The 23,450-nt window shown below is 60.6% G+C and carries 21 protein-coding genes, 1 tRNA gene and 1 pseudogene; 15 read left to right on the top strand and 8 right to left on the bottom strand.

Annotation, left to right across the window (positions count from 1 at the left end; genetic code table 11):
* Positions 1-12: 12 nt before the first annotated feature.
* Positions 13-1,275 (bottom strand): nicotinate phosphoribosyltransferase, encoded by a 1,263-nt coding sequence (locus tag CSING_RS10585; RefSeq protein WP_236684073.1) that lies wholly within the window; start codon positions 1,273-1,275, stop codon positions 13-15.
* Between the two features lie 131 nt (positions 1,276-1,406).
* Entirely contained in the window at positions 1,407-1,991 is a 585-nt protein-coding gene (locus tag CSING_RS10580; RefSeq protein WP_052471419.1) for a spore germination YkwD domain-containing protein, read from the bottom strand.
* Between the two features lie 92 nt (positions 1,992-2,083).
* Between CSING_RS10580 and clpS the strand changes: the two genes are divergently transcribed.
* The 8 genes from clpS to rdgB all read left to right on the top strand — a co-directional run bounded on the left by clpS (position 2,084) and on the right by rdgB (position 7,625).
* Positions 2,084-2,419: an ATP-dependent Clp protease adapter ClpS gene (gene clpS, locus CSING_RS10575; protein WP_070537723.1), complete on the top strand. Its 336-nt coding sequence runs from the start codon at positions 2,084-2,086 to the stop codon at positions 2,417-2,419.
* A gap of 14 nt (positions 2,420-2,433) precedes the next feature.
* The gene (locus CSING_RS10570; RefSeq protein WP_042532118.1) at positions 2,434-2,970 is read left to right on the top strand and encodes a DUF2017 domain-containing protein; all 537 of its coding nucleotides are present in this window, start codon (positions 2,434-2,436) and stop codon (positions 2,968-2,970) included.
* A 4-nt stretch (positions 2,971-2,974) separates the two neighbouring features.
* Entirely contained in the window at positions 2,975-3,922 is a 948-nt protein-coding gene (locus tag CSING_RS10565; RefSeq protein WP_042532116.1) for a P1 family peptidase, read from the top strand.
* A 12-nt stretch (positions 3,923-3,934) separates the two neighbouring features.
* Positions 3,935-4,657, top strand: coding sequence for a rhomboid family intramembrane serine protease (locus CSING_RS10560; RefSeq protein WP_042532114.1), 723 nt, complete (start codon positions 3,935-3,937; stop codon positions 4,655-4,657).
* Entirely contained in the window at positions 4,657-5,433 is a 777-nt protein-coding gene (gene murI, locus CSING_RS10555; RefSeq protein ID WP_042532112.1) for a glutamate racemase, read from the top strand. Before CSING_RS10560 ends, murI begins: the two co-directional genes overlap by 1 nt.
* Positions 5,434-5,500: 67 nt before the next feature.
* Positions 5,501-6,268 (top strand): MBL fold metallo-hydrolase, encoded by a 768-nt coding sequence (locus tag CSING_RS10550; RefSeq protein ID WP_042532110.1) that lies wholly within the window; start codon positions 5,501-5,503, stop codon positions 6,266-6,268.
* 23 nt (positions 6,269-6,291) lie between these two features.
* Positions 6,292-7,020, top strand: a complete 729-nt coding sequence (gene rph / locus CSING_RS10545; protein ID WP_042532108.1) for a ribonuclease PH — start codon at positions 6,292-6,294, stop codon at positions 7,018-7,020.
* Complete coding sequence (rdgB, locus tag CSING_RS10540) at positions 7,014-7,625, top strand: RdgB/HAM1 family non-canonical purine NTP pyrophosphatase (RefSeq protein WP_042532106.1); 612 nt, start codon at positions 7,014-7,016, stop codon at positions 7,623-7,625. Before rph ends, rdgB begins: the two co-directional genes overlap by 7 nt.
* Positions 7,626-7,731: 106 nt before the next feature.
* On the opposite strand, the gene CSING_RS10535 is transcribed toward rdgB, so the two are convergent.
* Positions 7,732-7,813 (bottom strand) — tRNA-Leu (locus tag CSING_RS10535).
* A gap of 143 nt (positions 7,814-7,956) precedes the next feature.
* Here CSING_RS10535 and CSING_RS10530 point away from each other — a divergent pair.
* From CSING_RS10530 to CSING_RS10520, 3 genes are read left to right on the top strand one after another with little or no spacing between them, the layout of a single operon-like run.
* Entirely contained in the window at positions 7,957-8,355 is a 399-nt protein-coding gene (locus CSING_RS10530) for a hypothetical protein (protein ID WP_042532104.1), read from the top strand.
* Positions 8,352-8,708, top strand: coding sequence for a DUF3817 domain-containing protein (locus CSING_RS10525; RefSeq protein WP_042532102.1), 357 nt, complete (start codon positions 8,352-8,354; stop codon positions 8,706-8,708). Before CSING_RS10530 ends, CSING_RS10525 begins: the two co-directional genes overlap by 4 nt.
* A gap of 5 nt (positions 8,709-8,713) precedes the next feature.
* Positions 8,714-9,319 (top strand): hypothetical protein, encoded by a 606-nt coding sequence (locus CSING_RS10520; protein WP_042532100.1) that lies wholly within the window; start codon positions 8,714-8,716, stop codon positions 9,317-9,319.
* Positions 9,320-9,425: 106 nt separating this feature from the next.
* Here the strand turns inward: CSING_RS10520 and CSING_RS10515 are convergent, their stop codons facing one another.
* Positions 9,426-11,393, bottom strand: coding sequence for a solute carrier family 23 protein (locus tag CSING_RS10515; protein ID WP_407637954.1), 1,968 nt, complete (start codon positions 11,391-11,393; stop codon positions 9,426-9,428).
* Positions 11,394-11,721: 328 nt separating this feature from the next.
* Here CSING_RS10515 and pflB point away from each other — a divergent pair.
* The 4 genes and pseudogenes from pflB (at position 11,722) to CSING_RS10490 (ending at position 17,550) form a co-directional block, all read left to right on the top strand.
* Positions 11,722-14,103, top strand: a pseudogene (gene pflB / locus CSING_RS10510) (formate C-acetyltransferase).
* On the top strand, positions 14,104-14,973 hold the full coding sequence (gene pflA, locus CSING_RS10500; RefSeq protein WP_042532092.1) for a pyruvate formate-lyase-activating protein: 870 nt from the start codon (positions 14,104-14,106) through the stop codon (positions 14,971-14,973).
* Between the two features lie 4 nt (positions 14,974-14,977).
* Positions 14,978-16,228 (top strand): alpha/beta fold hydrolase, encoded by a 1,251-nt coding sequence (locus tag CSING_RS10495; RefSeq protein ID WP_042532090.1) that lies wholly within the window; start codon positions 14,978-14,980, stop codon positions 16,226-16,228.
* 131 nt (positions 16,229-16,359) lie between these two features.
* On the top strand, positions 16,360-17,550 hold the full coding sequence (locus tag CSING_RS10490; protein WP_042532088.1) for an SPFH domain-containing protein: 1,191 nt from the start codon (positions 16,360-16,362) through the stop codon (positions 17,548-17,550).
* An 86-nt stretch (positions 17,551-17,636) separates the two neighbouring features.
* Here CSING_RS10490 and CSING_RS10485 read toward each other — a convergent pair whose 3' ends face one another.
* The 4 genes from CSING_RS10485 to CSING_RS10470 are packed head-to-tail and all read right to left on the bottom strand — an operon-like array spanning position 17,637 to position 23,429.
* Positions 17,637-19,337: an ABC transporter family substrate-binding protein gene (locus tag CSING_RS10485; RefSeq protein ID WP_042532086.1), complete on the bottom strand. Its 1,701-nt coding sequence runs from the start codon at positions 19,335-19,337 to the stop codon at positions 17,637-17,639.
* A 55-nt stretch (positions 19,338-19,392) separates the two neighbouring features.
* Positions 19,393-21,363: an ABC transporter ATP-binding protein gene (locus tag CSING_RS10480; protein ID WP_042532084.1), complete on the bottom strand. Its 1,971-nt coding sequence runs from the start codon at positions 21,361-21,363 to the stop codon at positions 19,393-19,395.
* Complete coding sequence (locus CSING_RS10475) at positions 21,360-22,445, bottom strand: ABC transporter permease (RefSeq protein WP_042532082.1); 1,086 nt, start codon at positions 22,443-22,445, stop codon at positions 21,360-21,362. Before CSING_RS10475 ends, CSING_RS10480 begins: the two co-directional genes overlap by 4 nt.
* Positions 22,446-23,429, bottom strand: coding sequence for an ABC transporter permease (locus tag CSING_RS10470; RefSeq protein WP_042532080.1), 984 nt, complete (start codon positions 23,427-23,429; stop codon positions 22,446-22,448). It abuts the gene before it with no gap.
* Positions 23,430-23,450: the final 21 nt, after the last annotated feature.

The raw sequence follows: 23,450 nt of genomic DNA, 5'->3' as shown, positions 1-23,450 counted from the left end.
GACGGCGGGTGCCTAGGAGTCGAACCCGATGAAGCGGGTGGGCACCGCCGGCTCGTCACGGGTCAACGCCAGGCCCTCCCACGGCAGAGTGGTGATGGCCTGAGCCAGGTACTCGCGGGATTCATGGAGGGTAGGCAGGCCTTCCACAATCTCGCCGTCGCGCATGAGAGGAACAGTCATCTCGCGGGTGCTCAGGGTGCCGGTGTCCGGATCCTGGGCGTCGAAAGGCAGCACGAGCTCCTCGACGGCCACGCCGGACGAGCGGTACGTGCGCAGCGCGCGCTTGGAACCACCGCGAGACTTTTTGGAGGAAGAACGCTTGGCCACCGGATGGCCATCGACCTCGACGACCTTGTAAACCATGCCTGCGGTTGGAGCGCCGGAACCAGTGACCACGGAGGTGCCCACGCCGTAGACATCGACCGGGTCGCCGCGGAGACCAGCGATGGCAAACTCATCGAGATCGGAGGAGACCACGATCTTGGTGTTGTGGTTTCCCAGGTCATCGAGCTGCGCGCGTACGCGACGGGTAACCGCAGCCAAGTCACCGGAGTCGATGCGGACACCGCCGAGTTCTGGGCCCGCAACCTTCACGGCGGTTTCCACCCCCTTGGTGATGTCATAGGTATCGACGAGCAGCGTGGTGTCCACACCGAGGGTCTCGATCTGGCCGCGGAAGGCAGCCTCTTCATTGGGGGTGCCATCCTCGTTGACGTGGGCCAGCGTCCAGGAGTGCGCAGCAGTACCCGATACTGGGATGTCATAGCGGTAGCCCGCCTCCAGGTTAGAGGTGGCCTCGAAGCCCGCCAGGTAGGCAGCGCGCGCGGCAGTCACTGCGGCATACTCGTGCGCGCGGCGCGAACCCATTTCAATGATCGGGCGGCCATCAGCCGCTACGACCATGCGAGATGCCGCGGAGGCCACTGCGGAATCAGAGTTCATGATGGAGAGGAGGACCGTCTCCAGGATGAGGCACTCACCGAAGGTACCGCGCACCGTCAACAGCGGGGAGTAAGGGAAATAGATTTCGCCTTCGCGATAACCATCAATCTGACCGGAGAAACGATAATTGGCCAGGTAGTCCTTGGTCTGCTCATCGAGGAAATCCATCTCTGCCAGCTGCTGGGCTGTGAAGCGGAAGTCTCGCACCGCGCGCAGCACGCGCTCGGTTCCAGCGACGACGCCATAGCGCCGCTCGTTGGGCAGGCGGCGAGCAAAGACCTCGCAGGCAACTGTGCGGTGTGCAGAGCCATCACGGAGCGCTGCCTGCAGCATGGTGAACTCGTATTTGTCGGTGAGGAGGGCCGTGGAACGGTCAGAAGGAGCGCTTCCGGTCTCCACAACGTGTTCTGAGGTATTAGTCACATCAAAGATGCTACTCAGTGTGCCGCGAAAATTCAGTAAAACTATTCTTCGAGCTGGATGACTACGTAGACTTCGCCGTCACTGTAGGCCACGCCGACGGCGGCGGTGCTCATGCGGCGATCCCGAAGCGCAGCAAGGTGGGAGGGGGACTGGCGGAAGGCCTCGACAAATTCATAACCGCTGGCCTGGTCGAGCGGAAGGTGGTGCTGCACCATCTGAACATTCTCATCCGCAGGTTTCTGGCTGTGTGTCACCGCGTTGCATTCGGCCTTTTCGCGAGCAGCGGTCTGGCGTTCGATCCACGGCAGCAGGGGCCCTTGATTGTCTTCCTTGCGCCACTCATTGAGGGCCTCGATGAGGTCAGTTTGAATATCCTGGAGCTGACGCTGCACGTAAACCTCGGGAAGTTCATAGTCGCACGCTGCTGGTGCCGGTTCGGGGGCCGGAGTGTCCTTCGAGCTGCCATCCTGTGAGGGACTAGTCAGGCTGATGATCGCGGTAACAAGGGTGCCACCGAAGACGACGGCAGTCAGGACACGCTTCAGGAGCAGCACGAGGTCATCTTTGGCCGGGCCGCGTCCGGCGAGGAGATCCGTCACGATGGTGGGGAGGAGAAAAGTGTTCATCGAAGTGCAGCCATCTGGAAGTGAAGTCACATATTGAGTCCCCGCTAGTATAGCGGCTCACAACGCCGGATTTTTTGGCTAGGGTGGAGGGCATGAATGCGCACCAAGAAACCTCCGCGGGCGTGGTCATGAGTTCGCCCATGGCCACCCCGGAACTGGATGAGGCTATTGAGGTCGACGTTGCCACGAGCGAAAACCTGCCGTGGATGTGCATCGTCTGGGATGATCCCGTCAACCTCATGAGCTACGTTTCCTATGTCTTTCAGACGGTCCTGGGCTATGACAAAAAGCGGGCTAACGAACTCATGATGCAGGTCCACACCGAAGGTAAAGCCGCCGTGTCTAGCGGTGAGCGCGATAAGGTTGAGGCCGATGTGAAGAAGCTCCAGGTCGCCGGCCTGTGGGCCACGATGCAGCAGGCGGGCTAAGGAGAAGAAACAGTATGCAGGCGTGGAAGAAGAAAAAGTCTCTCATGCGCGGTGCTAAGTTCACCGCTGTTTTCGAGCCAATGGAGCGCGAGGTCATTGGGGATCTCACCGCGACGGTCTCCGAAGCCATCATCGCCCGCGCCCAGTCCGCGCCGAAGGATGAATTGGCGGACCTTGTAGATATGCCCACCGGTCACACGGAGGCCCCGGAGGATCCTTCGCTGGCTCGCCTCTTCCCGGATTTCCAGAAGCCCGGCGATGAGGAATTCGATGGTGATAATTCCCTGCTGCGCTCGCTGCACGAGAATGATATTGCCCGCGCCAAGCTGGAAAACCTCCAAATCATCAACGAGGCGCTAGGCCCCACCGGTGGCGTGGAGGTCACCGTCAGTGAGGAGGAGGCCCACGCCTTCCTCGCCGGACTCAATGATTTGCGTCTTTTCGTTGCGGCGGGGGATCTTGATGACCATTCCCAGGGCGCAGACCGCGACACCCTCGTCGAGTGGCTGGCCTTCTGCCAGGACTCTTTGCTCAACGTCATTCTGGATTAAGCCCATGCGGAGTTTGCCCGAGATCGGATTTTCTGTCGGCCACGCCACGCGCGAGGATACTGGGGTTACCGTCATCTATTGTGGCGAGCACGGCGCAGTGGCCAGCGTTGACGTGCGCGGCGGCGGCCCCGGCACGCGCGAGACAGACTTGTTGGAGCCGCACAATACCGTCGAGCGTATCCACGCCCTAGTGTTGGCCGGCGGCTCGGCTTTTGGCTTGGCAGCCGCGGACGGAGTCATGCGCGAGCTTGCGGAGGCCGGGGTCGGTTTTCCCGTCTTTGGCGAGGACAAGCCGGGCCCACGCGTGCCTATCGTGCCCGGTGCGGTCATCTTCGATCTGTTGGCTGGCCCGCAGCGCCCTACCGCGGAGGATGGTGCAGCGGCCTTGCGCAGCGCATTGAGCGGTCATGATGCCTCTACAGGCAGCGTGGGTGCAGGAGTGGGGGCGTGCGCAGGCAAGGTGCGCGGGGGAGTGGGCATAGCGCTTATCGACGTCTCCCCCTACACCCTTGCCGCCGTCATCGTGGCCAACCCCGTGGGCAACGTCATCGATGGTGAGACCGGCCGTCTGTTCGGAGCTCCGGAGAAAACCCCCGTGGACGTGGAGCGCTTCGCCGCCGCACAGAGCCTGGCGGAGGCCCACCTCAACACGACCATCGGGGCTGTGCTCACAGATGCACCCATCACCAAGGCTCAGGCCAAGCGTTTAGCCTTGGCCGGCCACGATGGTATTGCGCGTGCGGTGCGCCCGGCGCACTCGCCACTGGATGGTGATGCGATCTTCGCGGCGTCGTCAAGCGCGGCGGGAACCGCCTCCGACGTAGACTCTGAGGTTCTCGCTACCTTGAGCGCCGCGGCGGCAGATGCTGTCGAGGCCGCAATCGTGGATGCCGTGGTGAGCGCCTCCCCGGGGCTGGGCTTAGAGGCGTACTCATCGCTGTTGGCTTGCTAAAGTTGAGGCATTATGACGAGCAATGGACCGTTCGGCCAGAAGAATTCCCATCAGACCAACCCCTTCCAACCCATCCCGGGAAGCCCCGGGGTGAGCCACCAGCGCACCGTGAATTCGGGTGATTCGAAGAATTACACGCGCACCGGGCGGCTCAAGACGGCCGCCACTCTGACCGTGGGGTTCCTAGTCGTTGAGTGGGTTATCCACATCATCAACTTCCTCGTTTTCCGCAACGGGCTGGGTCAATACGGTATTCACCCGCTGGACTTCAACGGCATTTGGGGAATCTTCACCGCACCGCTGTTGCACGCGAACTTTGAGCACCTCATTGGAAACTCCCTACCAGGTGCGGTGTTTTGCTTCCTGATCGGTCTGTCCGGCCGCAAGGCGTGGTGGGAGGTCACCATCATCGTCGTGCTCATTGCGGGCGTCGGCACGTGGCTTCTGGGCGGGCCGGGTACCTCCCACATTGGTGCCTCGGGCATGGTCTATGGCTGGTTGTCTTACCTCATCGTCCGCGGCATCTTTAACCGGTCGCTGACGCAATTCCTTGTCGGTCTTGGTTTGGGCTTTGCCTACTCCGGTCTCATTTGGGGTGTGCTGCCTATTTATGAGGGCGTGAGCTGGCAAGGACACCTCTTCGGTGCGATCGGTGGCATCGTGGCGGGCATGGTGATTACCTCCGATGACCCGATCAAGAAGGTTACGCCGACGCCTAGGGCAGGGATGCGCTAATGCCTGATGCATCGTCCCCCATCGGCATCTTCGATTCGGGGGTGGGCGGGTTGACCGTGGCGCGCACCATCATTGAGCAGCTGCCGGACGAGTCCATCATGTACATCGGTGATACCGCCCATGCGCCGTATGGCCCGCGGCCGATTGCCCAGGTCCGTGAGTTGTCCACGGCCATTGCGGATGAGCTTGTGGAGCGCGGCTGCAAAATGCTCGTCATTGCCTGCAACACCGCCACTGCCGCCTTTCTTCACGACGCCCGCGAGCGCTACAGCATCCCCGTCGTTGAGGTTATCCGCCCGGCCGTGCGCCGAGCCATCGCCACGACACGCAACGGCAAGATTGGTGTCATCGGTACTGAGGGCACCATCAACTCCGGTGCCTATCAGGACCTGTTCGCGGTCAACCCCCATGTTGAATCGTTTTCCGTGGCCTGCCCGGACTTCGTGAATTTTGTGGAGCGCGGTATTACGGCCGGCCGCCAAATTCTGGGGGTGGCGGAGGGCTACCTCGCGCCTTTGCAATCCGCGGGGGTGGACACGCTCGTGTTGGGCTGCACGCATTACCCGCTGCTCACCGGGGTTATCCAGCTGGCCATCGGTGACAACGTTACGCTCGTGTCCTCCGCGGAGGAGACAGCGAAGGATGTCATGCGCATTCTCACCACAACAGACATGCTGGCGCCTCAGGGGCATACACCGACGCGCAGCTTTGAATGCACCGGTGACCATGAGTCGTTCTCCCAGCTGGCTACCCGCTTCTTGGGACCCCAGATTTAGCGGGACTCAACAGGTACAATCGACGCAAATCCAGCAATCCGCTTTGTTTCGTGGGACTATTGAACGCATGAAGTTGACCATCCTAGGCTGTTCCGGCTCGGTGCCGACTATCGGTAACCCCGCCTCCGGCTACCTCGTGTCTTTCGACTCTGCCCCGTCCATCGTTATGGATCTGGGCCCTGGCACCCTTGCTCGCCTGCAGGAACATCAAGATCCGTGTGATGCTCACGTGGCGTTGACCCACCTGCATGCAGACCACTGCCTGGACTTCCCTTCGCTGATGGTGTGGCGCCGCTTCCATCCCACGGCGCCGGCAGCTTCTCGCAATTTCTGCCTCGGTCCGAAGCGTACGGAATCCCATTTGGGCCGGTTGTCCTCGGATGACCCCGAGGGCGTGGATGACATGAGTGATACCTTCGCGTTCAGTCCCTGGGTGGACCGCGAGCGCCAGCTTGTCGACGATGTCTTTATCACCCCGTTCCGCACCGTCCACCCGGTAGAGACGTACGCACTGCGCATGGAGCACGCGAAAAGTGGGGCCACCTTGTGTTACTCCGCGGACTCGGCCTATACGCCCGCGCTTGTCGATGCCTCCCGCGGCGCCGACATTTTCCTTTGTGAAGCCGCATGGGGCGAAACCTCGGAGGACAAAGCACCGGACATGCATATGTCCGGCGCCGAAGCCGGCCGTCTCGCCCGCGAGGCCGGAGTTAAGAAGCTCGTGCTCATTCACCTGCAGCCGTGGGGCGACGCCGCCGCTACCTATGCGGCCGCGGCCCGCGAGTTTGACGGTGAGATCGTCCTCGGTGCGTCCGGGATGGAGTTTGAGCTCTAAGGCCTGACGGTAGGGTAGGGGGCATGACTGATTTCACTCGTGCTGATGGTCGCGCGCTCGACCAACTCCGTAGCGTCCGCATTACCCGCAACTTCACCACCAACCCGGCTGGGTCGGTCCTCGTGGAGTTCGGCAACACCCGCGTCATGTGTACCGCCTCCGTCGAATTCGGAGTGCCCCGCTTCAAGAAGGATTCCGGCGAGGGATGGCTCACTGCCGAGTACTCCATGCTGCCGTCGTCCACGCATGAGCGCATGCCGCGTGAATCCATGAAGGGCAAGGTCAAGGGCCGTACCCACGAGATTTCTCGTCTGGTGGGGCGCTCCTTGCGTGCTGCCGTTGACCTGTCTGAGTTGGGCGAAAACACCATCCAGCTGGATTGCGACGTACTCCAGGCTGATGGCGGTACCCGCACCGCATCCATTACGGGCGCCTACGTGGCTTTGGCTGATGCGATTGCATACCTCAAAGAAGAGGGCGTTGTACCAGGCGAGCCCCTGCTTGACCCGATCGCGGCAGTCTCTGTGGGCATCATCGATGGGCACGTCTGCCTGGACTTGCCTTATGAGGAGGACTCCCGTGCCGAGGTGGATCTCAACGTGGTCATGCAGGAAGGCGGCGACTTCGTGGAAATCCAGGGCACCGGTGAGCACGGCCTCTTCGGCCGCCAAGAGCTCAACGACATGCTCGACGTAGCCCAGGCTGGCTGCGCGCAGCTGATTGAGGCCCAGAAGGCGGCCCTGGGATGGTAAAGCTTCTCGTTGCCTCCAATAACACCAAGAAGCTTAAAGAGCTGGAAAAGATTCTGGCAGAGGCGGGCATCGCGGGTATCGAGCTTCTTCCGCTGTCCGCGGTGGAGGCCTACCCGGAGCCCGTTGAGGATGGCCGTACTTTTGCCGACAACGCTCTGATCAAGGCTCGCGCCGGGGTGGAGCACACCGGCCTGGCTACGATTGCTGATGACTCCGGCCTCGCCGTCGAGGAACTCAACGGTATGCCGGGTGTTCTTTCGGCGCGCTGGTCTGGCGGCCACGGTGATGATGAGGCGAATAACCGCCTTTTGTTGGGGCAGATGGCCCACGTTCCGGCTGAGCGCCGCGCAGCAGCATTCGTCTCGGTGTGTGCACTTGTGACCCCAGACGGTCAGGAGCACGTGGTGGAAGGCCGCTGGCCTGGTTGCCTTCTCACTGCGCCGCAGGGCGAGAATGGCTTCGGCTACGACCCTCTCTTCCAGCCCGAAGGCGAGGAGCGCTCCGCAGCCGACATGTCCCCGGAAGAAAAGAACGCTGTGTCGCACCGCGGCCGTGCTTTGGCCCAGCTGCGCGAACCGCTCGCTGCTCTGGCTAGCCGGTCCTAGGCATTCGCCGAGCCACGGCAGCATCTGACCGGGGGAGTCGGGTTCCTTAGCCCAAGCAACAAGGCCTGTGTTGAAGTACATAGCTTCAGCGCAGGCCTTAACGTTGTGCGCCCGGTGAGACTTGAACTCACACGTCATAAGACACTAGAACCTAAATCTAGCGCGTCTGCCAATTCCGCCACGGGCGCAAACACAATTGCCACAGAGCACAGTGTGCTCGAAGCAACGCTGAATAGCATACAGGGCGGCAGGCCATCGACGGAAATCCACTTTTCAGATCGAGGTGGGTAGGCTGATACGCGTGAGCACCAACCAAGCCCCGCGAAAGAAGATGAAGGCCCGATGGTGGCATATCGTCCTCATCGTGTTTTTCGTCGTGCTCTTTTTGTTCCTCGCGTATTGGCAGTGGACGCGCTTTAAATCTGGATCGGGTACCTTCCAGAACCTAGGCTATGCCTTCCAGTGGCCGCTCTTTGCTGTGTTTGTGGTCTATGCCTATCGCACCGCGATGCGTTATGAGAACGAACGCATTGATGCGGAGAATGAGGCCCTCGAAATGGGGCAGGAGCCTGCCCAATATGAAGCCACGCCCAAGGACGCCGCGCAGGAACAGCAGGTGACTAAGATCGACGAGGATTTTCTGCCGCCCCGGCCGCAGGTGGACGTCGAGACTTTTAATGCCATGAATAAACAGCGCCGCCGTCGCGGCACCGAAGAGGAGAATCTATGAGCAACCCAGCGACCAATGCCGTGCATCCAGACCGCAAGGAGCGTATCCGCGGTCCGCTGAAGTTCTTTTCCATCGCCGCTACGATTACGGGTATTTTCCTGCTCATTCTCGTGGTGCGTATGATCTTGCAGTACGGCGTGGGCATGGAGATGCCATCCTGGGCCACTCTCATTGCCCAGGCTCACGGCGTCGCCTACATGGTCTACCTCGTGTCCATCCTCATTCTTGGACCGCGTGCACTGTGGCCGGTGGGCAAGCTCATCACTACTGCCCTGGCCGGCGTGGTGCCTTTCCTGTCCTTCTGGATGGAGCACAAGCGCCGCAGTGAAGTAACCGAGCAGTTCCAGCTCTAAGATCCATGACGAGCCGCAAACTCAGCACCATGCTCATTGCTATCGTGGTGCTTCTTTCTTTAGTCTGCGCTGGCTTGGGCGTTTATGCTGTTCGCCAGCCACATGACGTCTATACGGCCCCAGTAGAGTCCACCAACTCGCAGGTCGTTACGGCCGTGGAACGCCAGGAACAGGTTGTCTTGCTTAGCCTCGGAATCCAAGGTTTGGCGGAAAAGTCCTCCGCTGGGGAGGTCTTTGGTGTGCGAGTTCCATGGACTGACCGTACCCAATTTGTCCAGTACTCCTACAAAGCCAAGCTTGGCATCGAAGGCAAGGATGTCCGCGTCACCGAGACGAGCGAGCATGCTTATACCGTTGACATCCCTGAGTTCATTTTCATCGGTCACAGCGATGAAGAGTTCAAGACTGCGGTGGAGGACAATGGTGTGCTGAGCTGGACCACGCAGCCGCTGGATGCCGCGTCCACGGTGTCTGATGTGTTGAGCGCCGATAAGAAGCGCAAGGATATCAACGACAATCGGGAGCTACTCCAAGACCAGGCCCGAGCCTTCTACGAGGGCATTATCCGGGGCGTGGACCCAGAGGCCCACGTCACCATGACATTCAAATAGCCCCACGTCTCCCCGTGGAGTGACCTCCTCACCGTCGAATGACCCGCTTGTCGTCGAATGACCTGCTTGTCGTCGAATGACCTGCTTGTCGTCGAATGAACTATGTTCATTCGACCTCGGTGAACTTGCGGTCCCAGTAGGCGCGCACCGGGTTGGCGTCGGCAAGCAGGATGTCGAAGCGGTCATTGGCAATTTCGATGATTTCGCTCAGGACGACACGCTGCTCCAACTCATCAGAGTTGGCAAGGCGGCGTACACCTTCGTCGATGACTCGGTCTGCGGAATCGTTGGTGTCCAGGTAGGCAACGAAGGGCATGTCGAAGCGTTCGCGGTAGGCCTGGGAGACGTCGATAAGCTGCTGCGTCTGCACGTCATCGAGGTCATCAAGGGCTAGTGAGCCGCGGTCGGCGGAGATGGTTGCTGCGGTGTCGGCATCGGCCAAGAGCAGTTCATCCATTGCGGGGTAGTCGTGGATAAGGGTGCGGCGCTGCTCGCGCGACGCGGTGAGCACGGCGACCTGAATGGCTTCCCGCAACTGGCTGACATCGGCGAAGGGACGGGATTCCCACGCTGCTTCGAGCGGCCAGGTCTCATTGTTAAAGAGCGGGCGTAGCGCACCGACAAAGTCCTCGCGCTCCATCGCGTTGAGTTCCTTGAGTGAGACACCGGCGCCGTCGATGCGGCTGATGTCGTCACCAGACTGCGTGCCGATGTGGAAGAACAGTAGGTTGAGCAGAATGGCGGTGATTGCACCGATGGACATGCCGGAGGAGACGAAGATGCGCGCCCACTCCGGGAAGGCCTCAGCCACGTCGGGCTTAAAGGTGACGAGCATAGCCAGCCCCAGTGCAGTGGTGACGATGGCGGCGTTGCGTCCGTCAGCAATGTCTTCCTTCGCAATGGTCTGCAGGCCGGCCCACGCGACGTTGGCGAAGAGTGCCAGGGAAGCACCGCCTAGAACGGGGGAGGGGATAGCGGCGACGATGGCCGCAGCCTTGGGGAGCAGGCCCAGCACAATCATGAAGCCTGCGGCCGAGGCGGCAACCCAGCGTGACTTCACGCCGGTGAGGCGCACGAGGCCGACGTTTTGCGCGAAGCAGGTGTAGGGGAAGGAGTTCATCACACCGCCGAGGGTGGTGGAGAGGCCGTCGGCGCGAATCGCACGGACAACATCGTCACGTTTGATTCGCTTTTTCACAATCTCACCGGTGGCAAAAACATCACCGGTGGTCTCCACCATCGTGATGATCATGACGATGATGAGGGAAAGAATGGCAATGATGTCGAACTTCGGCATACCGAAGTAGAAGGGCGTGGTCACGCCGATGGCATCGGCCTCACGAACGCCGTCGAAGGACGTGTCACCCAACGCGAGGGCCACGCCGGTACCGATCACCAGCCCCAGCAGTACTGACAGCGTTCCCAGGAAGCCACGGAAGAAGCGTTGGACGATAATGATGATGGCGAGCGTGCCGAAGCCATACAGAAGATCGCGTGAGGCAGGAACCCCCTCGGCGTAATTGATGAAGTCATTGGCTGAGACCGCAAGCAGGGACGTACCCATCACGAGCAGCACGGTGCCGGTGACGATCGGCGGAAAGTATTTGAGGACGCGTCCGAAAACCGGTGCGGCGAGGAATGTGAAGATACCGGCGGCAATAATCGCGCCGTAAATGGTGGGCAGAGGCTGCTCACCCGCGCTCATGCCGATGGCGATGATGGGGCTCACCGCGGTGGTGGTCACGCCCTGGATGATGGGCAAGCGAACGCCAATGTGCTTGCCGACGCCCACCGCTTGGATCAACGTCGCCAGACCACAGGTCAACAGGTCCGCGTTGATGAGGTGAATGGTCGTCGCTTCATCCAGGCCGAGGGAGCCGGCGATGAGCAGCGGCACAATGACAGCGCCGGCGTAGAAGGCTAGGACGTGCTGGAGGCCGAGCGCGGCCAGCTTGGGAGCCGGTGGAACGGCATCCACGGGATGCACTGGAACAGTGGTTGGGCTGGCGGTGGCGGCGGTGTCGGACACGCTAGGGATCTCCTTGGGGGAGGGCGAGATGAAGATACTGCGCATAACAATAGAGCGCGGCACAGACACGCACCAAGATCGAGCCAGAAACGTGTGTTAAACGCCACGTCAGGGGGTGATTTACCCCCGGTGCAAATAGTACGGTCGTTTCTTTTGACAGCGATGACCAGTGGGGTGCTCGAAACGACAAGCGTTAGTGATCTGGAACATAAAAAGCGAGATATGAGCTATCCCGGCTTTGCCCCTACTATGGGCTACAGAGAGGGGTTCGGTGACGAACGTGTTGATCGATTTACCCGTGAGCTGGCGTCACCCGTAGCCCTTCTGCGACAGATTTCAACACGTCGTGTGAACTACGAAGGGAGTCATTATAGTGACCACCGCAACTGAGCAATCCGTGCAGTTTGAGGGTTGGAAGGGCTTTGAAGAAGGCCCGTGGACCGAGGGAATCGATGTCCGCGACTTCATCCAGCGCAACTACACCCCGTACGACGGAGATGCTTCCTTCCTCGCCGGTCCGACCGAGAAGACCAAGCGCGTCTGGGACCATCTGGAGGAAAATTACCTGTCCGTTGAGCGTCAGAAGCGCATCTTCGACGTGGACACCCATACCCCGACGGACATCGATGCCTTCCCAGCTGGCTACATCTGTGAGGATGACAACGTCATCGTCGGTCTGCAGACTGATAGCCCGCTCAAGCGCGCCATGATGCCGTACGGCGGCTGGCGCATGGTCAAGCAGGCCATTTTCGAGGCTGGCAAGGAAGTCGACCCGGATGTGGAGAAGATCTTCACCCGCTACCGCAAGACTCACAACGACGCCGTCTTCGATATTTACACCCCACGCATCCGCGCTGCTCGTTCCTCCCACATCATCACTGGTCTGCCGGATGCTTATGGCCGCGGCCGCATTATTGGTGACTACCGCCGTGTGGCCCTCTACGGTGTGGACTACCTCATCGCTGAGAAGGAAGCATCCAAGCATGCAGTGGGCGATGTTGGATTCTCCGAGCACTGGGCTCGCTACCGTGAGGAGCACTCCGAGCAGATCAAGGCCCTGAAGAAGCTCAAGAAGATGGCTGAGTCCTATGGCTTTGACATCTCCAAGCCGGCGAAGACCGCTCACGAGGCAGTGCAGTGGACCTACTTTGGCTACCTGGCTTCCATCAAGTCCCAGGACGGCGCCGCGATGTCCATCGGCCGCCTCTCCGCCTTCTTCGACGTTTACTTCGAGCGTGACCTTGCCGCTGGCATCATTACTGAGGAAGATGCCCAGGAGATCATCGACCAGCTGGTGCTCAAGCTGCGCATCGTGCGCTTCCTGCGTACCGAGGACTACGACCAGATCTTCTCCGGCGACCCATACTGGGCAACCTGGACCGATGCTGGCTTCGGCAGCGATGGCCGCCACATGGTCACCAAGACCTCCTTCCGTCTCCTGCAGACTTTGGTCAACCTTGGCCCGTCCCCGGAGCCGAACATCACCATCTTCTGGGATCCGCAGCTTCCGGAGGGCTACAAGGAATTCTGTGCCCACATTTCCATTGAGACCTCGTCCATCCAGTACGAGTCTGATAAGCAGATTCGTGAGCAGTGGGGCGACGACGCGGCGATTGCGTGCTGCGTGTCCCCGATGGCCGTCGGTAAGCAAATGCAGTTCTTCGGCGCTCGCGTGAACGCCGCCAAGGCCCTGCTCTACGCCATCAACGGTGGCCGCGATGAGGTCAGCGGCAAGCAGGTTGTAGATGGCTACGAGGCTATCCAGGGTGATGGCCCGCTCGACTTCGATGAGGTCTGGCAGAAGTACGAGGAGATGCTGGACTGGGTTGTCGGAACCTACGTCGAGGCCCTCAACATCATCCACTACTGCCACGACAAGTACGCCTACGAGGCTGTCGAGATGGCGCTGCACGATTCTGACATCGTGCGCTCCATGGGCTGCGGTATCGCCGGTCTGTCCATCGTGGCTGACTCCCTCTCCGCCATCAAGTACGCCAAGGTATACCCGGTCCGTGATGAGACCGGACTTATCGTGGACTACAAGACGGAAGGTGACTTCCCGTTCTACGGAAACGACGATGACCGCGCTGATGACATCGCCGCCACCATCGTCCACACGGTGATGGCAAAGATTAAGGCCATCCCGATGTACCGCAACGCCATCCCGACCCAGTCCGTGCTGACCATTACCTCCAACGTGGTCTACGGCAAGGCCACCGGTTCCTTCCCGTCTGGCCACCAGGCAGGTACTCCGTTCGCCCCGGGCGCAAACCCGGAGAACGGTGCAGACAACCACGGCATGGTTGCGTCCATGCTGTCCGTGGGCAAGCTGGACTACAAGGATGCGCTCGACGGCATCTCGCTGACGAACACCATCACCCCGTCCGGTCTGGGCCGCACGCCTGAGGAGCGCATCACCAACCTGGTGGGTGTCCTCGACGCCGGCTTCATCATGGATTCCAAGTAAACCTTTTTCACACCACTTCCCAAAGGAGAACACATCATGGCTACCCCAACTTTCGACGAGCGCCTCGCCACCATGAAGGCCAACCGCAGCGCCAACAACATGGACTCGGGCCTCTACCACGCCAACATCAACGTGCTGGACAAGTCCACCCTGGAGGACGCCGTTGAGCACCCGGAGAAGTACCCGAACCTCACCGTTCGCGTATCCGGCTACGCAGTCAACTTCGTCAAGCTGACTCGCGAGCAGCAGCTCGACGTCATCTCCCGTACCTTCCACCAGGGCTCCTAAATGGCAGATGGCATTACCGGCGTCGTCCACCTTTCCCCTGAAGAGGGAGACAAGGTGCGCGGCGCCGCCGCCGGTTTGGGCACAGATAATAACCTCGACGACATCACCCGCCCAGAGTTGATGCAGGCACGCCGCTCTGGCGACATCGCCCTCGTCCACTCCTGGGAGTTGGTGACCGCCGTTGACGGCCCTGGAACCCGCATGACCATGTTCATGTCGGGCTGCCCGCTGCGCTGCCAGTACTGCCACAACCCGGACACGATGGAGATGAAGGTCGGCACCCTGGAGCGCATCGACGATGTGGTGAAGCGCATTAAGCGTTATAAGCCTGTCTTCAATGCCTCCGGCGGCGGACTGACTTTGTCGGGTGGCGAGGCGCTGTTCCAAATCGCTTTCACCCGGCGCCTGCTCAAAGAGGTCCATGACGCCGGTATTCACACGACGATTGACACGTCGGGATACCTAGGCTCACGTGTGCGCGATGAGGACATGGACAACATCGATCTGGTGCTTTTGGATGTGAAGGCGGGTGACGAGGAGACCTATAAAGAGGTCACTCGCCGCGAGCTGCAGCCGACCATCGACTTCGGTGACCGCCTCAATGCCATTGGCAAGCCAGTGTGGATCCGTTTCGTGGTGGTGCCCGACTTGACTGATTCCCCGGAGAACGTGGCCAACGTGGTCAAGATTGTCTCCCGGTGGAAGAGCAACGTCGAGCGCGTCGAGGTCCTGCCTTTCCACAACATGGGCGCGGACAAGTGGCGCGAGCTGGGTTACCCATACACACTCGAGGACACCAAGCCGCCGAAACCGGAAGACGTCGAGAAGATCCGCGATGCATTCCGCGAGGAGGGTTTCGTGGTCTACTAGAAGCATGAAACGCTTCGGCCACACCATCAAGGAACACACCCTCATCGTCCCATGGGACTACACGGACCCCACTGCGGGTTCCTTCGAGCTCTATGCTCGCGAGATTGTCCCGCCGGGCGGTGAGCATTACCCGGCACTGCTCTATAACCAGGGAGGGCCGGGTTTCCCGTCTCCGCGGCCAACGGGTGCCACCGGGCTCATCGGGAAGGGCCTTGAGCGCTACCGCTGGATCCTCATGGACCAGCGCGGTACTGGACGCAGCCACCGGATTGATGAGTTGAGTCCTGCTGAGGACCGCACCGCCACACGCTTGGCCCAACTGCGCCAGGACAACATCGTGCGTGATGCTGAACGTCTCCGCGAGCACCTCGGGGAGGAGCGCTGGGATCTCTTCGGCCAGTCCTTCGGAGGCTTCATCATCACGGCCTATGCTTCGATGTTCCCGGAGTCTATCGGCCGGGCCTTCCTCACCGGTGGCCTTCCCACCCTCACCAAGGGCGCGGACGAGCTCTACCGCACGACGTTTTCTAAGCTCAAGGTGCGCCACGACCGTTTTACTGCGCAGTTCCCGTGGGCGCAGGAGCGCATCGAGGAGATCATCCATCACCTGGATAACTCCGAGGAGTTCTTGCCCACGGGCGAGCGTCTGTCCTCCCGCCGTTTCCGCACCATCGGCATTGAGCTGGGCCGTGGTGCCGGGTTCGATGCGCTGGGCTACCTGCTGGAGGATCCTTTCCGGACCGTGGGCGGGGAGAAGCGCCTGCGTTCGGACTTTCTTCTGGACGTGGGGCAGAGGGTGAGCTTCCAGGCCGGGCCGTTGTACGCGGCGATTCATGAGTCCATCTACGGCGGCGTCGGTGGCCAGTCCGTCACAGGGTGGGCGGCGCATCGCATGCGTGAGGAATTCCCCGAGTTCGCCGAGGACGGCACCTACCTCACCGGTGAGCATGTCTTTCCCTGGCAGTTCGATGAGGACCCAGCGCTGCGCCCATTCAAACAGGCGGCCGGGGAGCTCGCTGCCCACGAGTGGACGAGCCCACCGTATGACGCCGCTGTGCTTTCCGACGCCCCTCTCATCGCCGCTGCCGCCATCTACCTCGACGATATCTTCGTCCCCTTCGAGGATTCTCTCGCTACGGGTCACACTTTTCGTGACCTCCGCCCGATGGTGACCAACCGCTTCCAGCACAACGGAATCAGCGAAGATGGCGCGGGAATTCTCGGCGAGTTGTTTCGCTTGGCGGACGAGCGCTAGAGCATGCTCGGGGCGGAGCGTATTACTACTTGGCAACGATTCTTGGGGAGTGATCCGCATGGCCTCGTGGCGGGCATCACGCTGTGGCAAAATAGTTGCGGAAAGTGAAGTGATCCTAGAAAGGCTAGTTCATGGGACCTTTGATTGTCATTGGCGTGATCCTGTTGATCATCGCTGCCACCGTCTTTGACGGCTTTTTTATCGTTCGTACGAAGGAAGCCGCCATCATCGAGCGTATGGGTAAGTTTGTCAACGTTGCCCACGCTGGTCTGCACCTCAAAGTGCCGTATGTTGACCGCGTCCGCGCAAAGATCAGCCTGCAAATCCGCCAGCTTGACGTCATGGTGGAGACCAAGACGAAGGATAACGTCTTCGTCCAGATTCCGGTCGCCGTCCAATACGAGGTTGTTCAGGGCGCTGAACGCCAGGCCTTCTACACGTTGTCCAACCATGAACAGCAGATTGTGGCCTATGTCCAGGACAACGTCCGTTCCTCCGTTGCGAACATGAACCTGGATGACTCCTTCTCGTCCAAGGACACCATCGCGCGCAACGTGGCGATGTCCCTGCGGGATAACATGGCCGCCTACGGCTGGAACTTCGTCAATACCCTGGTCACCGATATCCGCCCGGATGCCCGCGTGCGCGAGTCCATGAACTCTATTAACGCCGCGCAACGTGAACGTGAGGCTGCCGTGGCTCAGGCGGAGGCTGAGAAGATCCGCGTAGTCAAGGAAGCCGAAGGTGCGGCCGAGGCCAAGAAGCTGCAGGGTCGCGGTGTGGCTGACCAACGTAAGGAGATCGTCGAGGGTATTGCTCAGCAGTATGAGCTGCTGCGTGCCGCTGGTGTCGAGGAGAACCCGGAGACACTCATGCTGGTCTCTCAGTACCTTGACGCCATGGTGGACGTGGCTGACCGCGCCCACACGAACGTGCTCTACATGCCGTCAAACCCTGCTGGTATGCAGGATCTCTTCAGCGGCATGCGCGATACGCTGTTGTCCACCAACGCCATTAACTCCGCCCCGAAGCCTACCGTTCCGGCGGGCGAGGCTAAGCACAGCCGTGAAGAAACCGCGGCAGCACGTCGTCGCCGCGAGGAGAAGGAGCGCCGTGAGCGCGATGAGCGCGCTAGCCGCGACGCCGAGATGATGGAGCAGGCCAAGCGTGCACAGCAGCAGGCTCAAGAGAAGGTAAGGGGCGCTCAGCAGGGCTTTGGCCAGTTGCCGGGCTTCCCGCCTCCGCCGCAGGGCACTGCGCAGCCGCAGAGCGCACGCGATTACTTTGATCAACTGCGCAACCAGCTCAACAAGGGCAACTAAGCCGCCTAGACACCACGAAGAGGGCCTTCCCAGGAATTGGGAAGGCCCTCTTCTTATGCCTTACATGACGCGTATTCAGCTGTTAGCTACTTGGTGTAGCCGATGTTTTCCACCTCGATGATGGCGAAGGAGTTCGCTCCAAAGTTGGCGATGTCCGGGTGGGTGGCCACCATGGCGGGGCCGTTGTAGATCGGAATGATGCCGTACTGGGCCAAAGCTTCCTTTTCCAGCTTGTTGGATTCCTTGATCTGCTCATCCGGGTCAGCAATCTGGGACAGCGCATCGATCTTCTTGTCCAATTCCGGGGTACCGGTACCGGAGCGGTTCAGCTGGGAGCCGGAGCGATAGACCTGGCCAAAGTAGGCCACACCGAAGGGGTCGCCCGAGGAGAAGCCCATGGGCAGGATGTCGAAGTCATACTTCGAGGTGATCTCGGAGAAGTCGGAGGACGGGCGCTCCTCTACCTTCAGGTCCACGCCGATATCCTTCATCATCTTCTGGGTAGCGGTAGCTATAGCCTTGGAGATGGAGGAGTCACCGATCAGGGTATAGCGCATGGACAGCTTCGTGCCGTCCTTCTCGCGGATGCCGTCGCTGCCTTCCTTCCAGCCTGCTTCATCGAGGAGGGACTTGGCCTTGTCGGCGTCGAACTTGATGACGGCTCCCACATTATCCTCGTAGCCCTTCTGGGTTTGGTACAGGTTGAAGGAACCGGGGAGGTCTTCGGTGTAGCCGTTGAGGCCGTTGAAACGGATACCGGACAACGTCGAGCGGTCGATACCGGACATGATGGCCTCGCGGACCTTGATATCAGAGAGGATCTCGTTCTTGGCATTGAGCGTGAAGAGAGACTTAGACGGCGCCATGGCCGTGCGGATCTCAATGTCTTGCATGTCCTTGACCGCAGCCAAGCGCTCCTTGTTGCCCACACCGGTAGCGTCGATCTCGCCGGCCTTGAACGCGTTAATGGAGGCCTGATCTTCCATCTGGCGGTAGGTCACCTTCTCCAGGAAAGGCTTGTCCCCCCACCACTTCTCGTTCGGGACGAAGGTCGCGGTACCGCTCTGGAAGTCCACATTGTCCACTTTGAAGGGTCCTGCACCCCACTCGGGGTGAACCTTGCCCAGGTAGGCTTCGTTGAACTTCTCCGTGGAATCCACCTGCGGTGGGAGCAGGATGTTGAAGAGGCCCTGCCACCAGGGGTAAGTCTGCTTGAAGGTGATGACGGCCTGCTTGTCGTTCTCGCCCGGCTCCACGGACTCGATGAGCTCGTAGCCATCGGTGGAGGAGACGTTAGCCTCCTTGTTCTCACCGTTGTTGAACTTCCAGGTGTTTTCGAAGGCCTTCCAGTCAATGGGGGTGCCGTCGTTGTACTGAGCCTTCTCGTGGATGGTGAAGGTGACGACGGTCTTACCGTCCTTCTCCTCGTCCTTAACATCCGTGATGTAGTCATTGTTGACGTGGAATTCACCCGCGCCGTCGAAGAGGCCGATCTGCGGGTTGTAGTACTTCCAGACGTCACTGGTGTAGCGGGTTCCGTCGGCCTGGAAGGGGTTTTGCTGCTGGGAGATCTCGTCGATAGCTAGGCGTAGCTCGCCGCCTTCTTTGAGCTCGGAGCGGTCCTTGGGGTTGTAGGAACCGTCCAGCTTGACGTCGAGCTTTTCGCCGGAGGCGGAGTTGCTGGAGTCCTTGGAGCTATCGGAGCCACCATCGGAGGCGCAGCCGGTGAGGATGAGGGCGGAGGCGGTGACCGCCGCGAGAGTTGCCTTGCGGAGCTTCATGTTCATATCAATGACCTTTCAAGAGGAAACATGGAGACGGGGAGTATTTAGTTGTAAGTCTTTAGGCCGAGGTTTCAGCGGGTTCGGCGGGTTGATAGATCTCGCGCACCCGGTCACGTTCCACGGCTGGGTCCGGCACCGGAATGGCCGAAAGCAGCGCGCGGGTGTAAGCGTGTTGCGGGTTATCGAAGACCTCATCGGTGGGGCCGTATTCCACGAAGTCGCCCTTGTACATCACCGCGACCTTGTCGGAGAGGTGGCGTACGACGGATAGGTCGTGGGCAACGAACACCAGGGAGATGCCCAGGCGGTTCTTCAGGTCATGCAGCAGGTTGATGATGCCGGCCTGAATGGACACATCGAGTGCGGAGACAGGTTCGTCGAGCACCACGATGGAGGGATTGGTGGCTAGGGCACGGGCAAGTCCGATGCGCTGGCGCTGGCCGCCGGAGAAGGCGCCGGGGAAACGGTCCACTTGGTGTGCTTCGAGGCCCACGAGTTGCATGAGCTCACCCACGCGCTGGCCGACGTCCCCCTCATAGCCCAGCGACTCCAGTGGCTCGGCGATGATCTCCCGGATGGTCATGCGAGGATTGAGCGAGCTCATCGGATCCTGGAACACGATCTGTATGTCTTTGCGCAGCTTGCGCCGTGCGGAGGAGCTTAGGCCCGACGTGTTGGTGCCGTTGACCACGATGGTGGAGCCCTCCGGTGGGTTGAGATCCATGATTTCCAGGAGGGTGGTGGTCTTGCCGGAGCCAGACTCGCCCACGATGGCGAAGCACTCGCCTTGGTGAACATCGAAGCTGACGTTCTTCACCGCATGGACGGTGCCCACGCGGCGTTTGAGGATGGCACCTTTGATGAGGGGGAAGTCCTTGACCAAGTTCTTCACCTCGAGGGTGATGGGGCGCTGGTCGTACGGAGTATCCCCCAATGCATCGGCGGAAATCTTCGGCAGCGGGTACATGCGCTCGCCGCCGATGGTGCCGCCTTCTATCTCGTCGGAACGAAGGCAGGCGGCGTGGTGGCCGGGGGCGTCGTCAAGCGCGCGCAGCTCGGGTTCCTGAGTGCGGCACTCTGGCTGGGCCACCGGGCAGCGGTCGGCGAAGGGGCACTCCGCAGCGACCTCGATAAGGCGCGGCGGGGTGCCGGCGATGGGCGTGAGCGGCTCATCGGTGGCCTTGTCCACGCGCGGGGTGGAGCCGAGAAGGCCTACGGTGTAGGGCATTTTGGGGCGGTTGAAAATGGTATCGACATCGCCCAGCTCCACCGGGCGGCCGGCGTACATGACGAGGACGTCGTCGGCAGTGCCGGCCACCACTCCCATGTCGTGGGTAATCATGATGACAGCAGCACCGGTTTCGCGCTGCGCCACCTTGAGTACCTCGAGGATCTGGGCCTGGATGGTGACGTCGAGGGCTGTGGTGGGCTCGTCGGCGATGATGACGCGCGGGTTGTTGGCCATGGCGATGGCGATGACCACGCGCTGGCGCATGCCGCCGGAGAATTCGTGTGGGAAGGACTTCACACGTTTTTCAGCCTCTGGGATGCCCACGAGCTTGAGCAAACGGATGGCTTCCTTTTCTGCCTCGCGCTTCGACACATCGCGGTGGGTTTGGATGGCCTCGATGAGCTGGTCGCCGATGGAGAACACCGGGGTGAGGGAAGACAGTGGGTCTTGGAAGATCATAGAGATGTCTTTGCCGCGGATTTGTGACATCTCCTTGTCCGACTTGCCGATGAGCTCGGTGCCTGCATAGACCACGGAGCCTTCCACCTTGGCGTAGCCCGGAAGCAGGCCCATGACGGCAAGGGAGGTGACGGACTTACCGGAGCCGGATTCACCCACGATGGCCAAGGTGCGTCCTGGCATGAGGTCGAAGTCGACGCCACGCACTGCGTGAACGGAGCCGGCTTCCGACGGGAAGGTGACGGAGAGGTTGCGGACGGACAGGACCGGTTCGGCGGCTGGGAAGGATTCGCCGCTGCTTCCGATCGGGACGGCGTTTGCGGTGTGTGACGGGGTCATGCTCGGCCTCCGGAGTTCGAGTTGGGGTCAATGGCATCGCGCAGACCGTCGGCGATGAACGCCATGGAGACGGTGAGCAGAGTGAGGATGCCGGCAGGGAAGTAGAAGAGCCAGGGCGAAGCCTCGACGGCATTGGCGCCACCGGCAAGGAGGGTGCCTAGGGAGACGTCGGGAAGCTTGACGCCCAAGCCCAGGAAGGACAGTGCGGTTTCTGACATGATGGTGGACACCACGCCCAAGGCTGCCTGGATGATGAGCAGCGAGCCGATGTTGGGCACGACGTGGCGGAAAATGGTGCGGAAGCGAGAAACGCCCATGTAATCCGCAGCACGCACATAATCGTTTTCGCGCACGCTGAGCGCCATGGCCCAGATAACACGCGCCGGGTACATCCAGCCGAAGACGATGAGGACGACAATGAGCAGCTTCCAGTCACCACCGGAGTCGGAGACAACCAAGGCGATCAACAGGAAGGTCGGGATGGCCAGCAAGAAGTGGATAACGGCCAAGATGACCTTTTCCACTGCGCCGCCATACATTGCCGCCGCTGCACCGATGAAGGCGGAGAGCAGGGTGGACACCAGCGACACAATGAGCGCGATGATCAGTGAGCGGCCAAGTCCGTGCACGGTCTGGGCAAACAGGTCATTTCCGGAGTCCGTGGTACCGAACCAGTGCTCGGAAGATGGACCTGTGGACAAATTGAAGAAGTCCGGATCGTCGAATGCCCAGGGCGTCAGGTAGCTGCCGAAGATTGACAGCAGGGCGAGCAGCACGAAGATAACGAGACCGACAGCTGCCGCCTTGTTGCGGAAAAAGCGGCGCGTGTACAGCGTGAGCTTTGAGGTTCCGCTGAAGTCTTTGCTGGTGTATTGCTTGCGCTGCGCATCGTCGACGTCGACGCCGGCACCAAGTGCCGATTGGGCGCTGGGTTCGGTGGACGGCGAATAGTCTGCGGTGGCGGCATGCGGACGCACGCCCAGGTTGTCCGCGGCGGTATCGATTGCCAAGTCGTTGCGGTGGTAACGCTGCGGTTGGCGCGCCTCGGAGCGCGGGGAGGTGGATTTCTTCTCTGGAGTCATTTAACTCACCCTTACTCGCGGGTCGAGGGCTACAACGACGAGGTCAGCCAGGATTGCGGAGAAGGCAATCATGACGGCGCCGAAAGCGGCGACGGCGGTGGTGCCGTTGACGTCATTGCGGTTGATGGTTTCGATGAAGTATTGGCCCATGCCCTTCCACGCGAAGATGGTTTCCGTCATGATGGCGCCGGTGAAGATACCGGGAACGGAGAAGGCCACGGAGGTTGCTACCGGGATGATGGAGGTGCGCAGGGCGTGTTTGCGAATAGCCTGGGAACGGGTAAGACCTTTGGCGCGGGCGGTGCGCACGTAGTCAGCATTCAAGTTATCCAAGAGCAGGGTGCGTTGCATCATGTGATAGCCGGCGTAGCTGATGATGATGAGTGAGATGGACGGCAGAATGAGGTGCTGCGCCATATCCAGCAGCCTGGGGAAGAAGCCTTCCACGCCCAAGCTCGATGCGCCGGTGACATACACAACGCGGTGACCGGTGACGCGGTTAATCCAGAGGCCTCCGGCGACGACCAGAATCGAGGCCACGACGACGTGGGTGTTCATCGTGATGATAGAGACACCCTGCCAGAAGCGGTCTGCTGCTTTGTACTGGCGGGAGGCGGTGTAAACGCCGAGACCGACTCCGATGATGACGGACAGAACCGTAGCGACAAGCAGAAGCTGGGCGGAGACCAGAGCGCGGTGGCCAATCTGCGCGCTGACCGGGTCACCAAGCGGAGATGTTCCCCAGTCCCAATGGAAGAGGATGCCGGAGAGCCAGCCCCACCAGCGTTCCAAAAGTGGGGTTTCGGGGTTAAGCCCGAGGGGAGTGAGGATGCGACTTATCTCTTCCTGGCCGAGCGGAGGGTTGCGGCCAATGTAGTTTGATCTGGGGTCGAGAAAGGTTGCGGCTAGGAGGTACGCGATGTTAGTCGCGAGGAAGATGACAACCAGCCAGCTGGCGGTCTTCTTGATGATGTACTTGAACATCACGGTTCCTTCGCAGGGAGT

The organism is Corynebacterium singulare, assembly GCF_000833575.1.
GTDB lineage: Bacteria > Actinomycetota > Actinomycetes > Mycobacteriales > Mycobacteriaceae > Corynebacterium > Corynebacterium singulare.
This window is presented reverse-complemented; position numbering and strand designations above follow the sequence as displayed.